Source organism: Parasutterella sp. St.1A3 (assembly GCF_059728705.1).
In genome coordinates this window covers 350,734-364,094 of sequence record NZ_BAAGFK010000001.1, presented here as the reverse complement: position 1 = coordinate 364,094, position 13,361 = coordinate 350,734, and the positions used below count along the sequence as shown (strand labels likewise).

11 protein-coding genes are annotated in these 13,361 nt (G+C 48.3%); 4 read left to right on the top strand and 7 right to left on the bottom strand.

Annotation, left to right across the window (positions count from 1 at the left end; all coding sequences use genetic code 11):
• Nucleotides 1–25 precede the first annotated feature (25 nt).
• Entirely contained in the window at nucleotides 26–961 is a 936-nt protein-coding gene (locus AC6I1F_RS01670) for a helix-turn-helix domain-containing protein (protein WP_160335655.1), read from the bottom strand.
• Between the two features lie 926 nt (nucleotides 962–1,887).
• On the opposite strand from AC6I1F_RS01670, the gene AC6I1F_RS01665 reads away from it, so the two are divergent.
• Both AC6I1F_RS01665 and AC6I1F_RS01660 read left to right on the top strand, forming a co-directional pair.
• Nucleotides 1,888–2,745 (top strand): DUF8612 domain-containing protein, encoded by an 858-nt coding sequence (locus AC6I1F_RS01665; protein WP_308644006.1) that lies wholly within the window; start codon nucleotides 1,888–1,890, stop codon nucleotides 2,743–2,745.
• The gene (locus tag AC6I1F_RS01660) at nucleotides 2,742–3,173 is read left to right on the top strand and encodes a DUF4143 domain-containing protein (RefSeq protein ID WP_288319557.1); all 432 of its coding nucleotides are present in this window, start codon (nucleotides 2,742–2,744) and stop codon (nucleotides 3,171–3,173) included. The genes AC6I1F_RS01665 and AC6I1F_RS01660 overlap by 4 nt, the downstream gene beginning before the upstream one ends.
• A 267-nt stretch (nucleotides 3,174–3,440) precedes the next feature.
• Here the strand turns inward: AC6I1F_RS01660 and AC6I1F_RS01655 are convergent, their stop codons facing one another.
• The gene (locus AC6I1F_RS01655; RefSeq protein ID WP_160335656.1) at nucleotides 3,441–4,775 is read right to left on the bottom strand and encodes an OmpP1/FadL family transporter; all 1,335 of its coding nucleotides are present in this window, start codon (nucleotides 4,773–4,775) and stop codon (nucleotides 3,441–3,443) included.
• Nucleotides 4,776–5,085: 310 nt separating this feature from the next.
• Here AC6I1F_RS01655 and AC6I1F_RS01650 point away from each other — a divergent pair, with 310 nt between their 5' ends.
• Nucleotides 5,086–6,660, top strand: a complete 1,575-nt coding sequence (locus AC6I1F_RS01650; protein ID WP_290174325.1) for a transposase — start codon at nucleotides 5,086–5,088, stop codon at nucleotides 6,658–6,660.
• 47 nt (nucleotides 6,661–6,707) lie between these two features.
• On the opposite strand, the gene AC6I1F_RS01645 is transcribed toward AC6I1F_RS01650, so the two are convergent.
• From AC6I1F_RS01645 to AC6I1F_RS01625, 5 genes are all read right to left on the bottom strand, one after another.
• On the bottom strand, nucleotides 6,708–7,697 hold the full coding sequence (locus AC6I1F_RS01645) for a helix-turn-helix transcriptional regulator (protein WP_251452659.1): 990 nt from the start codon (nucleotides 7,695–7,697) through the stop codon (nucleotides 6,708–6,710).
• A gap of 98 nt (nucleotides 7,698–7,795) precedes the next feature.
• Complete coding sequence (gene ppk1, locus AC6I1F_RS01640; protein WP_290143803.1) at nucleotides 7,796–10,042, bottom strand: polyphosphate kinase 1; 2,247 nt, start codon at nucleotides 10,040–10,042, stop codon at nucleotides 7,796–7,798.
• A 125-nt stretch (nucleotides 10,043–10,167) separates the two neighbouring features.
• Nucleotides 10,168–11,190: an FUSC family protein gene (locus AC6I1F_RS01635; protein ID WP_290143805.1), complete on the bottom strand. Its 1,023-nt coding sequence runs from the start codon at nucleotides 11,188–11,190 to the stop codon at nucleotides 10,168–10,170.
• A gap of 18 nt (nucleotides 11,191–11,208) precedes the next feature.
• Nucleotides 11,209–11,466, bottom strand: coding sequence for a molybdopterin converting factor subunit 1 (gene moaD / locus AC6I1F_RS01630; RefSeq protein WP_160335660.1), 258 nt, complete (start codon nucleotides 11,464–11,466; stop codon nucleotides 11,209–11,211).
• Complete coding sequence (locus AC6I1F_RS01625) at nucleotides 11,467–12,210, bottom strand: HesA/MoeB/ThiF family protein (protein WP_251569370.1); 744 nt, start codon at nucleotides 12,208–12,210, stop codon at nucleotides 11,467–11,469.
• A gap of 266 nt (nucleotides 12,211–12,476) precedes the next feature.
• Here AC6I1F_RS01625 and AC6I1F_RS01620 point away from each other — a divergent pair, with 266 nt between their 5' ends.
• Nucleotides 12,477–13,244 carry a basic amino acid ABC transporter substrate-binding protein gene (locus AC6I1F_RS01620; RefSeq protein ID WP_251452650.1) on the top strand — a complete coding sequence of 256 codons (768 nt, stop codon included), beginning with the start codon at nucleotides 12,477–12,479 and terminating at the stop codon, nucleotides 13,242–13,244.
• Nucleotides 13,245–13,361 lie beyond the last annotated feature (117 nt).

Sequence of the window (13,361 nt, the reverse complement as noted above, 5' to 3'; positions counted from 1 at the left end):
TACGGCTGTCTCTAGTCAATAGCGACTATTTGAACTTGTAGCCCTCTCGGATCAGCAGCTGCTGCCAGGGATAGGACTGAAGCTCATCCTGAATAAACTTGCCCGGGGTGCATTTAAACACCTGCTTGAACTGAATAATGAAGTACGTCAGGTTGTCGTAGCCGAGTTTGTAGCAGGCCTGTGTCGCGGGCAGCCCGTCCTCAATCATGAGACGGCGTGCTTCCGTGACTCGGCACCACTTTCTGAACTGTCCCGGCGGAACGCCCATCACTTCCTTGAAATAGTGGTGGTAGAGCGACGGTTTCAGATCAATCTGCTCAGAGATGACGCTTGGTTCCTGTTTATCGGCAATGTGATCCACAATGAGATCGGCCGCAATGCGAACCTTAGACTCCACTCTGTCAGGACGGAAGAGCTGCGAGAAAGAGGAACCCGCAGGCGTCATGAAGATGCGAAGGTAGAGGAAGCGCTTCATAAACTGACCCGCAATGCGTTCTTCAAGATCGGATTCGGCGAGCGCCGCAAGATCCTGGAATACCGTCAGCACATTGGCATCGGCCTTTGTGACAGTAAAGGCTTTCGTCGGCTGGTTCGTAATGAACTGGAAGTATTTCTCGTCCAAATATTCCAGCACATTTTCAATATCACTGACATCGATGTCGACCTCGATCGCAAGGAAAGGTTCCTTGCCCTCGGTGACATGTTCGTAGGAAAGCGGAATAGAAGTACCGGCAAGGAACAGATCGCCGGGCCCGTAAACTTTCTCTTCACCGCAGAAGAGAAGTTTCAGACCTCCGGAGACGATCAGAAAAACGGCGGCTTTTGTAATAAGAGAACCAAATTTTCTGGTTCCGTACTCATCACCTTCTTCCCAACGTATAAAGTGAACCCCTTCGAGTTCTTTTGCACATTTGCTGTCGATGTCGGTAATGGCCAATAGCTGTTTCTTAATATCGGACAAAACGCAATCTGGCTTCCTGGATAGCTTCATGGCTTTACCTCTGATGATTTTAATTGTTTTAAGTATAGTCTGTTTACATGCGGAAAGATACTAATTAATGACAAAAGACAGTATAACTTCTTAAAAAAACTGTATTTTTTTACCTTCAAACAATTCGATTCCGATTTATTTATAAAAAACAATTACCCAATTTTTGAAAACTTATTAATACCAAATTTTTAATACAACTAACCTAACAAATTGCTATTTGTTCGTAGAATCGGTGATTTTTATTAAGTTTCTCCTAAAAAGATAACTCTCTCTTTACTAATTCTGCTTGTCCATAATGAATATAGGGGTGTTTATCTAAAAGTGATCTGACGGTCCCGTCAGCAATTTAGGCGATGATGGCGTTTAGCCGTCTTTGATTTTTTCTTTAAAGCAGGGAAAATCATCAGCCCAAAGAAGAGCTGATCGCCTTTGTATTACTGTTTCTTTGAGCGGCGGTCTTGCCGGGCTTCTTAGGGTCATTAACTTTAACCCGTCTAGCCGGTCAATTAAGTTTTGCATCGACTGTTTGTTCAGCCGCTTGTACAAGTGAGCTCTTGCTCTCAGTCCTTATGCGCAAGACTTTCGTCCTCAGGATTGGGCTTCAGCGGCTCTTCCACTTGTTCAATCTGCAGTACAAATCAAATGGGCTTCAGTTTAATTCTGACTGTTTTTTTGAACAGATTTCAATGGCAAACCAACTAAAAAATTTGAAAAGTGCAATTTTCGGCTTTTTTTTATTGAAAAGTGTAGTTTTGATACCTGTTTTTCTATTGAAAAGTGTATTTTTATTGCTTCTTTTTATTTGAACCCTGCCCTCAATAGAGAACCCTTGTTGACATGTTGTTTAGGAAACTAGAGAAAAAAGTTGCTGACTCTTTGAAAAACAGCGACAAAATATTGATACTCACTGGTGCCAGGCAAATAGGAAAATCATTTCTTATACGACACGTAGGGAAAAGCTTTTTAAAAATTTTATCGAGATTAATTTAGTCGAAGACTCAGCGGGTAACAGGCTCGTTGGCAAAGTTAAAACAACTCAGGACTTTTATCTCACCTTAGCTTCTCTTGCCGGGACATCATTTGGCACGCGCGATGACACTCTAATTTTTTTAGATGAAATTCAGCAATATCCGGAACTTTTAACTCTTTTAAAATTCCTCAGAAAGGAAGGTCGCTTCCGCTATGTTGCAAGCGGGTCACTTCTTGGAATCACTCTGAAGAAATCAACGTCAATACCTTTAGGCTCCATTGAAATCGTCAGGATGTATCAGCTTGATTTTGAAGAGTTTTTAATTGCCAATAGTATAAACAGCACCGTTATTGAATACCTACGGGAATGCCTAATTACGGAACGGAGTCCGATATCTTCAATTCATGAGCGTCTCTTGGATCTATTCAAAAAATACTTGCTGGTCGGAGGAATGCCTGACGCAGTTCATGAATTCCTAGAATCACAGAACATTGTGAAAATCAGAGATATTCAAAATGCAATTCATGAGCTGTATGAATTGGATGCAGGGAAATACGACGAGGAACACCGCCTAAAAATTAAACGCATTTATGAAATGATCCCGTCAAACATGGAAAACAAAAAGAAACGACTCTTTTTTAATGCTATTGAAGGGAAAAAGGCAAGAGCTTCAAATTTCTTAGAAGAAATAGATTATTTGACGAACTCCGGAATATCTTTGGAAGTCCAGTCAAATACAGATCCTACATTCCCACTTATACAATCGAGCCGAAAAATCTCTTGAAGCTTTACTTAAATGATGTGGGAATCTTAACTTCTGTTTTATACAAAAATAACATCAATGCAATCTTAGGTGATGCAAACAGTATCAGCCTCGGCTCTGTTTACGAATCTACGGTTGCCATGCAGCTTGCCTCCCTTGGTCACAGCCTGTTTTATTATGACAATCGACACAAAGGAGAAGTAGACTTCCTGATTGATGATTACAACAATCTGACCGTTGTCCCCATCGAAGTAAAATCCGGCAAAGACTATACGATCCACAGTGCTTTAAACTCATTGCTTAACAATGCCCACAGCCGAATCAGAATGGGAATTGTTCTGTCTAACTCAGGCGAGATTAAGCGGGACGGGAAGATCCTGTACTTACCGGTGTATATGGCAATGCTGCTGAAGTTGTCTGGAGAAGAACCTAAGAAAATCACATTGTAAGAATCCCGCGTGCGATCCTCTTAATTCAGATTTTGGATCATCGCTGTTCAGCAATTTTTAACAATATGACATCGGGCTCAGTGTAAAAACAAGATCATGTCCCTCTGTCTCTACGGAAAAATATTCAAAGCAGAGCTGGAGAGGAGTAAAAGCTACTCAGTTGATCGGAAAACTGCCCGAGTTGTTTTCTGTTTTTGCGGTTTTGGTCAAGAAAAAAGGCCGGCGAGCTGATTAAAACTCGTCGACCCTATTTAGACAGCGGTCAAATTAGAAGCGATAGGTCACAGAGGCGCCTGCCATCCATGCGTTCATCTTTTCGAATTTGCCGATCTTCTGTCCGGAGTGATTGTAGAGATCGCGATCGCCGATACCGCGGATGTGGCCGTAAGCGGCATCAATCTGCCAGTTAGCAGTCGGTTTCCAAGAGAAGCCGCATGTCAGCCAGAGACGGCTGGTATCCGGAATCAGAGCGGTACGAAGTTCCTGATGTTTAATCGGGTTGGTTTCATAAGCGATACCGCCGCGAATCGTCCACTGCTCATTGATGTCGTAGTCAGCGCCCAAAGAGAAGAGCCAAACGGACTTCCAATTGTTTTCAAGAGGCATGTGGCTCAGTCTGCCCATGATCGCAGCGCCGGCAACGGGATTAGAACCTGCCGCAAACTGCCCCAGAGGGGTAAAGGAAAGATTGTCCGGATCATCCATGGTGAAATCCATGGTATCGAAATTCTTCCAGTTGGCCCAGCGCGCTAAGGCGGAAAGACGGAGGCTTTGAACTGGTTTCCAAGTACCGGTGATGTACACGGTTTCCGGAGTTTCGAGTTTGCCCTTGCCGCTTCCGGTACCGTTGGCTAAACCATTTCCGCGGATTGTGTAATCGCCGCGTGCGGTCACATGAGCGGCGGAGCGATAAGAAAGACCAAAGCGCAGATCTTCCGTCGGCGAGAACATCATGCCGAGGTTATAAGTAAACATCCAGTCACTGCCTTTGTACTCAAACTCGCCGCCGAGAGGCACAGTCATTCCCCCCATAGAAAGACTTCCGGGAAGGCCGTTCTTAAGTTTTGAGTGAGTGTACAGAGCGGAAACACCGAAGCCGAAACTAAACATTTCGTTGGCTTTCCAAGCGATATTCGGGTTGATGTCGACTGTGATGATAGAACCGCTGATACCGCGTTCCCTTGCGCTCCAGTCGTTGCCGTAGCGAATCTTCATGCCGTAGGGCGAGGTAATGCCAAGACCGGCCCAAAGAGAATCATTAATCTGATAGGTAATGAAGGTGGCCGGTACCGCTGTAGGCTTATCGCGACCGTTTTCTGTTGAACCATCAAGGCCTTTGTAGTCAATATCGAGGGCGACGTATGTGCCCGCAACCTGCATCTGCAGTCCGGGAAGAAGCGTCATACCGGCGGCGTTGTAATGCACGGCAGAAAGGTCGTCTCCGACAATACCTGCACCGGCGTGAGAACGGCCCATACCGGCAACGCTCTGCTCAGTCAGCTGAAAGCCTGCAGCGTTCGCAGCGGATGAAAAACTTAATGCTGCGCAGCAGGATAAAAAGACACAGCTCAGACGGGTATTCAGTTTATTTTTTACGATCATACGAAGAAAAAAATACAAAATTAAATGGGATGCAAGCATTCTGAAGAAGTATTGGTGAATAAAACGAGCGATTTTTTAGGTAGTTTCCCTAATTATTAAGCGTGCTCTAAGTTTATTCGCAACTACTGTTATCTCCTGCTCAGAAGCTTATTTTTTAATTTGAGGCATTTTTCCCCTACACGGCGGCTTTATGCGTCCCGCTCATACGAAAAAATCTGTATTTCTTTGCGTTTGTCTGCCCAAATCGAAAAAAGCAAAAAAATTATTTAATTTTTAAGCTACAATCCACTCAAAGACTAAGCCGCAACTCTTGAGAAAAGAGTTAATTCCACCGTTTCGGTCTCATTCGTCTTTTCATATTCCTTACCCGACCGAAACCCTTCAGGCGCTTCTTGCGAACTTTGAGGTTCTTTTATGGAATTTTGCGGTTACTTTCTATTCGTTATTTATGGAAACTAAGAGAACACGTCGCACATTCGACCCGGCATTTAAAGTTGAAGCGGCCAAAAGAGTCGTTATCGGTCATGAAAAACCGGCTGTCGTCGCTGCCGAACTTGGCGTAAACGTCGTAAGCCTGTATCAGTGGGTCAAAGAATTAGAGAAACATAAAGCGGCCATGCAGAATAAAGAAGGCCAAGCCGCTGAGAACTCGGTCCGGCCCGCTGAGAGTGTTAATCCCGTCGCTGCGTCGGAAAAACCCGCAGAGCCCCCTGCACAGACTATCAGTGAAGCCCCGACAGACGCACCTCAGGTCAATACTGCTCCGACTCAGGTCAATACCGCTCCGATGCAGGAAAGACCAAGACTGCGCCTTCCGAGAAAAAGACACGAATCAGTCGAAACAGAAGCTCCAGCCGTACAGATTGAAACCAAGCCCGCTCCTGACACACAAATTCCTACTGCTTCGCTGACAGAACCCGAAACAGTGCAGACACAGAATGCCGAACCGGCAGTTCCTGAGGAATACAACCCGCACGAATCTCGCCAGACCAACAAATTTAACCGCGGCAACCGCAAAGATCGCCAAAGAGACCGCCGCAAAGACAACGCTCAATACGCGTCTCAGCGTCAGCAGCAAATGAATTTCGAAGCGGAAGACGAGTCTGTCCAAACCGCAGCACCAGTTCAGGAAGAAATCGACAGCCGCTGGCCTCAGCCGAGCGCCGCACAGGGCAGACACTGGAAAGTGATGCACGCGCTTGATCAGCGTCCGAACTACAGAGCTGAAAGCGAAGCATACGGATACTGCGATGAATTCGATCTGCCCGCGCAGAATCTTCCCGAAGTCTGGTCAATCCTTGACCAAATGCAGAAAATCGCCGATCGAAGAGCTTTTGACAACATGGTTCACAGCAAGGAACTCAACGTTCCGCCCGAGGTTCTCGCCGATCCTCGAATCATGACGGTCCAGGGCCCGAATATCCCGAATAAACCTTGGCTCAGAAAACCGCGCCTTAACCCGATCGCCGAAGAATTCTTCCAAACAACACCGGATTACCTTAAGTCCGTTTACGAAACTTACGGCGGCCTGGTCATCCGACTCGGCAAATACAGCAGCGGCACTCCGATTCTCCTGATTGAAAAAGCCCCAGAAGGCGGCCGCAATATCACAATCAACTTCACGAAATTCGATCGCTTTGTTGATGACTTCTACGGAAACTTTGTGAGCGACTGCAAGAAGATCATGATGAAGCTCAATCCGAAAGAGTACCCGAGCCTGAACGCGTTTATCCGTATCCCGGATGAACCGATGTGGAATCCGAAACTTTGGGCCGGCATCCGTACCTTCAATTGGAGAGACGATGAAACGCTTCCTGAGGCTTGGATTCGTTATGCGTCTTCACTCAAGCGTTCTCAGAAAAAGCGCTACGTACCTGAATACTAATTCAAAGCATTAATAAGCAAAACCTTCCGAAAACGGAAGGTTTTGCTTTATTTAGAGGGCGCTGTCTTATTCAGAGGTGTTTTCTTCTCTGAAATAACGCCCGCTTTTTCCCGCCACATCGCAAGCCAGCCTTTTAAAGGCATCGAGTCTTCGATATCAACGGTTAATTTATAAGTGCCGTCGGGCAGTTCCTCAATGAGCTGATCTCTTTTAAACGGAGTCTCGCGAAGATTAACGGCTGTCTGTTTGTTGGTAAAAATCAGTTCCAGCCGAACCATCTCGGAACGCCCGTAATTGAAAGGCCCGGCGTCCACATAACGGCGTAAATCAAACCCCTTGGGCTCTTCAGCCGCAAAATCCGTGAGTTTTGCGCTTCGAATACGATGAAGCGCAAAATTTCTAATCTGAGTCGTGTCGTCATAGCAGCATACTAAATAGAGACGTACGTCCTGCTGCACAAGACCAAGCGGCGAGATTCGGCGCTCGAACTCTTCGCCTTCACTCGTGCTGTAAAGCACATCAAGTTTTTTCTGCTTAAACAAAGCCTCAGATACCGTATTAAAAATCTTCGGACGGATCAGAGGCGGAAGCTGCGGCAGCGTCCCGCTCACAAAACAGACTTTGCTGAGCCACTGTTTCTCCGGAGCGGATTTACTGTTTTCCGTCATAAAGCGCTCTGCGGCGTCAAACAGATAGGACATGGAATTTGTCAGATCGGGCGGCATTTGATAGCGCAAATGCTCACGCGCCAAAAGCAGAAGAAGAGATCCGTCAGCACCGATACCGACACGGTCCAGATCATTCGTACTGAGGGTTCGACGATAGCCGAACGGAATCGACTTTTTATCGCACTCAACGCCCATATCCCCTTCAGTGAGCGCCTTTAAGTAACGCTGCAGCGACCTGCGGTGCATCTTAAAGCCGGCCGCGGTCAGCTGCTCATAAATCTCGGAAGTCGTAATTTTGCGATTCAGAGGAATTCGCTTTAAAACGTTAAGAAGAAGCTTCGCTTCATTCAAAGAAGTCGATTCACGCACAGCGTCGGATCCTAAAAATTGCACGAAAGAAGAGCTGCATTTTAAAAAATCTCTCTTCCGAAAACCGAAAGAGAGATTTGCGTCAGACAAAGATGGGATTACTTCTTCATCAGGTTCAGTTTGCGGACAATCTCTTCCTGACTGTCATACGCCTTCTCTCCCTTCTTCGGGTTGAGCTTGGTGTAGGAACCGTCGGAATGCATTACCCACGCGTGAATATTGTCTTTGAGCTGCGGCTCAATAATCTGGTTCATGATGTTCTTGCGCAGACGCTCTTCAAGAATCGGTGTCAGAACCTCGATTCTGCCGTTGAGGTTGCGGGTCATCAGGTCAGCACTGCCGAAGTACATTTCCTCTTCGCCGTTATTGTGGAAGTAGTACACGCGGGCATGCTCAAGCAGCCGTCCGACAATCGAACGAACGGTAATCGTCTCGGATACGCCGGGGACTCCGGGACGAAGACTGCAGATGCCGCGGACGATACACTCAACTTTCACGCCTGCCCTGCTTGCTTCATACAGGACCTTCACCATTTCAAAGTCAACCAGCTGGTTGCACTTAATGATGATGTGACCGTTGCCGTGCTTCTTGTGCTGCTCAATCTCACGCTGAATCAGCGCGGTGATCTGCGGACGAAGCGTGTGCGGAGAAACTAAAAGTTCACGATACTTCTTCACAAGGCCGTATCCGGTCATGACGTTGAACAAATCCTGAACGTCATCATTAATGGCCTTATTCGACGTAAAGAGTCCAAGGTCGGTGTAGATCTTCGCGGATGCGGCGTTGTAGTTGCCGGAGCCGATGTGGGTGTAGCGCGCCAGTTTGTCTTTTTCGCGGCGCACCACAAAACAAAGCTTCGCATGAATCTTCAGGCCGGCAAAACCGTAAACCACGTTCACGCCGTTGCGTTCCATCTCTTCGGCCCAGTTGATGTTCTGCTCTTCGTCAAAACGGGCTTTGAGCTCAACCACCGCAGTCACCTGTTTGCCGCGGCGGCGCGCTTCGAGCAGATACTTGGCGACCGGAGAATCGCTTCCTGCGCGATACAGCGTCTGCTTAATCGCGACAACGTTCGGATCACGAGCAGCCTGCTTCAAAAATTCAAGCACGCAGTTGAAAGAGTCATACGGATGGTAGACCATGATGTCATGCTTGCGGATCTCGTCAAAGCAGCAGTGGTCCGAGTCAAACGCCTTGAGCATCTTCGGATGGTCGGCAGGATATTTGAGCGAGGGACGATCCTCTTTCATCAGACGGCCGAATTCAGAGAACGCGAGCGGAATTCTGCAGCGATAAACCTGGCTCGGAAGCATGTCCAGATGAGAGTAAAGGAAGTCCTGCAAACGCTGCGGCATGCCGCGCTCAATCTCAAGACGAACCACAGAGCCGAAACGGCGCTGTTCAACATAGTCACGAACCGCTGACAGCAGATCGTCGGCTTCATCTTCTTCGATCTCGCCGTCCGTGTTGCGGGTGATTCGGAAAAGGCCCTGGCTGGTGACCTTGTATCCCGGGAAAAGCGTGTCCAGACAGTTCCCGATTAAATCTTCAGAAAGAACAATCACGCCGTCGGAGGTCGCGTACGACAGATCCGGCGTCACAGAGTTGTCTTTATTGGAAACAAAAAGGAAGCGCGGCACGTTGTTCGGGCACTTCAGACGCGCAAAACGTGTTTTCACCGGAGCGTTCGGAGTCGTCGCCTGAAGTTCCATCACAAAGTTCAGACTGGTGTTGGAAATCATCGGGAAAGGACGACCCTTGTCGACCGCCTGAGGCGTCAGCACCGGAAGAATATCTTCGTTGAAGAAAAGATTCAGCGTTTCTTTCTGCGCCGCAGGAAGCGTCGAATACTTAACAATGCGAATATTGTTCTTATCAAGAGCGGGCTTCAGGGTATTGATCCAGAGATTTTCCGCAACCTCAACAATTTCCGAAACTTTTCTGCGGATTTCAGACATCTGCTTGGCGGGCGCCATCTTATCCGGACCTGTCGGCTCTGCACCCATGCGTGCCTGTCTCTGCACGTTCATCACGCGAACCATGAAGAATTCGTCGAGATTGTTGAAGAAAATCGAAAGGAAAAGAACTCTGTTGAGCAGAGGAATGGACGGGTCCATCGCGGTCTCAAGCACCTTGCGGTCGAACTCAATCCAGCTGATATCTCGGTTAATGTAGAGAGAGGGATCATCAAGCGAGATGGGGGCGGACGCAGCTGCCGGCTCTGCCGCTGCGGATACAGCCGCCGGACGACGGGTGCGCCGCGCGGGAGCGGCCTTCTTCACTGTCGAGGCGGGGATTTTCTCTGTTTTCTGCTCAGTCGCTTCAGACTGATTTGTCTTTTCCATTGCCATAATTTTTTTAAACATCTGTTACGAAAAAAAGTCAATAATTTCAAATGACTAATCTATTAATTTTCCCATTAAGGGGTGGGTTTTGTCAATATCTGAAAGAGACAAAACCACACTCGTATTCACTTAGATATTCCCGTATTTGAGTGGCGTTTTGTCCATAACCAGTAAATAAACAGACCAACCGAGGCGCAGCCTGCGCCTAAAAGCGTGTCCCAGATACGCCAGATCAGAATGGAATGGTCTCCGCCGTAGGCGTACATCAGCCAATCAAGGACGAAGAGGATGTACATCGTGATGAAAAACTGCATCAGCGCGTAATTGCGTCCGACGAAGTAAGGTATGCCCAGAGAGGCCAGCACCACAACCGTTCCGAGGACATAAAGATTTGGAATATGAGGCATCAGAAGCACTACGGCGAAGTAGCCGGCAACGGTACCCAGAATACGAAGAAGAATGCGGATGAAGCCGGAACGAACGTCCGAATTCAGAATATAAATAATCGTGATGCCGACCCAGCCGGGTTCTGACATATCAATAAACGTGGACAGCCAGAGGCCTGTCACCATAGTCAGCGCGGAAATCAGTCCGTAGGCGGTCGTATTGCGCGTTCCGCCTTCGACCATCCTGAGCTGATCAAATAAGCGGGGACCAAGCTTTTCGATGCGCCAGACATAATGGTCCGCAACGACCACCAGAGCCGCCAGCGAAAAACCCATCGCGTATCCGATGAATGCCGACAGGTTCGGCGAGAAATCAAAAACGGAGATCAAAAGAAAGACCAGGACATACTTGCCCCAAAGCCACCAGAACTTCTCCGCAAAAGTCATGAGGCTCTGCCCGAAGCACGCTGCGGCAAGAATCAGCCACTCCCCGAAAGCCAAGTGCTTCAAAGCGAGACCGACGCCGGCTGCGGCCAGCACTCCGAGAAAAGTCAGCAAAAGACCGCCCAGTCGGCTCTTTAAAGTAGACTCCGTATCACTCAGAAGCGCCATAAAGGCGCCCAGAGCCGCGAAACCGCCGATCTTCTGATCTCCGATCAAAGCGGAGATACCCAGCGCAAGCGATATCGTTATAAAAAAGCGCAGAGTGGCCGTAAGCCTCGATTTCCTTTCGAGCTTCGGATCCTGCGCGGTCACTGCCATTTTGCAGCCGCCTTAAAATCAGCCTCCGGTAACCGGCGGGAAAAAGGCGACTTCGTCTCCGTCTTTAATCTTCGTCGATTCCTTGGCCATTTCCTGGTTCACGGCAAAGCGAAGTCTCGGCATTTCTTCAAATGCGGCTTTCAGCGCTTCGTCGTTTTCCGACAGGTAATTAATCAAATCCTCGACTGTCGTGACATCTTCGGGCAGTTCAAGACTGTCTTCGCCCTTCAGAACCTTATCTTTCAGGGAAGCAAAATACAAAACTTTCACGCTCATTTATTTCTCCTTTGCGCAGCAAGGGCAATCTTCACTTCGGCTGTACTTCATATGCCACCAGCTCCAGCTGCGGGCATCCACCATTAATAGCTCACCCGTCAGCGGCTTGCCGAAACCTCCGATAATTTTAAGAGCCTCTGAGGCCTGCATACATCCGAGCGTACCCACTAAAGGCGCAAATACGCCCTTAGTCGAAGCCTTCTCGTCGGCCCCGTCATGATTTGGGAAAAGACAGGCATAACAGGCAGAGTCCGGGTCCCGATAGTCAAAAACCGTAATCTGTCCGTCAAACGCGACCGCGCCGGCCGTAACAAGCGGCTTTTTATGTCTGCGGCACAGTTCACTGATCGGGTAGCGGGAAGCAGTGTTGTCGGTGCAGTCCAGCACTACGTCATGATCTGCAATCAGCTCTTCGAGCTCTTCAAGCGAAGGACGATGCGTAAAGGCTCGAATATCAATCTCCGAATTCATCGCCTCAAGCGAAGCCTTCGCGCTGGTCGCCTTATTCATACCGATGCGGCTCATGTTGTGAATCACCTGACGCTGCAGATTGGTGAGATCCACGGTATCTCCGTCGGCGATCGTGATGCGGCCTACGCCGGAAGAGGCCAAATACAGAGACGCAGGGGAACCTAAGCCGCCCGCACCGATGATCAGCACCTTGGAAGCGCTGATTTTTTCCTGAGTATGCGCGTCAAATTCCTTTAAAAGCTCATGACGCGAATAACGATTTTCTTTTTCCATTAAGGTCCTTAATAAGGGTTGACAAGGCAGCCGCCAAGAAGCGCCGCGCGTTCAAATCATAATCAACTAAAAACGAGATTTAGCGCTGTGAAGTTTTTCCTGCAAAAACCAACCGTCTGAATCCTCGTAAACGGGTCGCTGACCTAATATTAACCCTAACAACAGAGAAACTCGTTCCTTGAAAAGACATCCCAATCGTCCTACTATGGCATGATTACAGTAATGTGCGTCTTTCAGGGCCACTCAACCTTATTGGAGATCAAGAAATGCCTTTCAAAAAGCTGCTGTGGGCGGTCTGTGCTGCCGCAGCCCTTACTGCTTCAGCCGGCGTCAGCGCTGAAGAATATGTTGTCGGTACCGGTGCTACCTATCGTCCGTTCGAATACGAAACTCCTCAGAAAGAGCTCGTCGGCTTTGACGTAGATCTGATGCGCGCCATCGCTAAAGCCGAAGGCTTTGATGTCAAATTTATCAACACTCCTTGGGAAGGCATTTTCGCTACCGTCGATAAAGGCGACAGAGACATCATCATGTCGGGTATCACAATTACCGACAAGCGCAGAGAAGCTGTCGATTTCTCCAAACCCTACTTCCTTGCCCATCAGCTCATCCTGACAGACAAGAACACCAAGATTGAAAAGCTTGCCGATCTTAAGAAAGGCAATGTCGCGGTTGTCAGCGGTTCCGCCGGTGACGTAGCCGCTTCCGAAGCTTTCGGCAAAGCCTCTACCCGCATCCGCCGCTTCGACAACACTCCGCTCGCTCTTGAAGAACTGAACCAGGGCGGTGTTGTTGCCGCGATCGGTGACGTCGGCGTTCTCGCTTTCTACGCTCGCAACAATCCGGACAAACACTTCAACATGACCCGCGATCCGAACTTCAAAGAACAGTATTTCGGAATCGCCGTCAAGAAAGGCAACAAAGCACTGGCCGAAAAAATCAACGCCGGTTTGGATAAAGTCGTAAAGAGCGGCGAATACAACAAGATTTATCAGAAGTGGTTCGGCACCGACGCCCCGAAACTTCCCGACTAATCTTTTCTTCCCGATAGAACCCGATCTTTTACAGGTCGGGCTCTTTTTAACCTAACTCGAAGGAGTAATCGTGGGCGGTTTTCGCTATGAGGTAATTACAGAGTATTGGCCCTTGTT

Bases quoted from the DNA above. Each gene is read 5' to 3' on its own strand.
- AC6I1F_RS01655 (WP_160335656.1), bottom strand. From the start codon at position 4,775: ATGATCGTAAAAAATAAACTGAATACCCGTCTGAGCTGTGTCTTTTTA.
- AC6I1F_RS01625 (WP_251569370.1), bottom strand. From the start codon at position 12,210: ATGGAAAAAGAAAATCGTTATTCGCGTCATGAGCTTTTAAAGGAATTT.
- AC6I1F_RS01620 (WP_251452650.1), top strand. From the start codon at position 12,477: ATGCCTTTCAAAAAGCTGCTGTGGGCGGTCTGTGCTGCCGCAGCCCTT.
- ppk1 (WP_290143803.1), bottom strand. From the start codon at position 10,042: ATGGAAAAGACAAATCAGTCTGAAGCGACTGAGCAGAAAACAGAGAAA.
- moaD (WP_160335660.1), bottom strand. From the start codon at position 11,466: ATGAGCGTGAAAGTTTTGTATTTTGCTTCCCTGAAAGATAAGGTTCTG.
- AC6I1F_RS01635 (WP_290143805.1), bottom strand. From the start codon at position 11,190: ATGGCAGTGACCGCGCAGGATCCGAAGCTCGAAAGGAAATCGAGGCTT.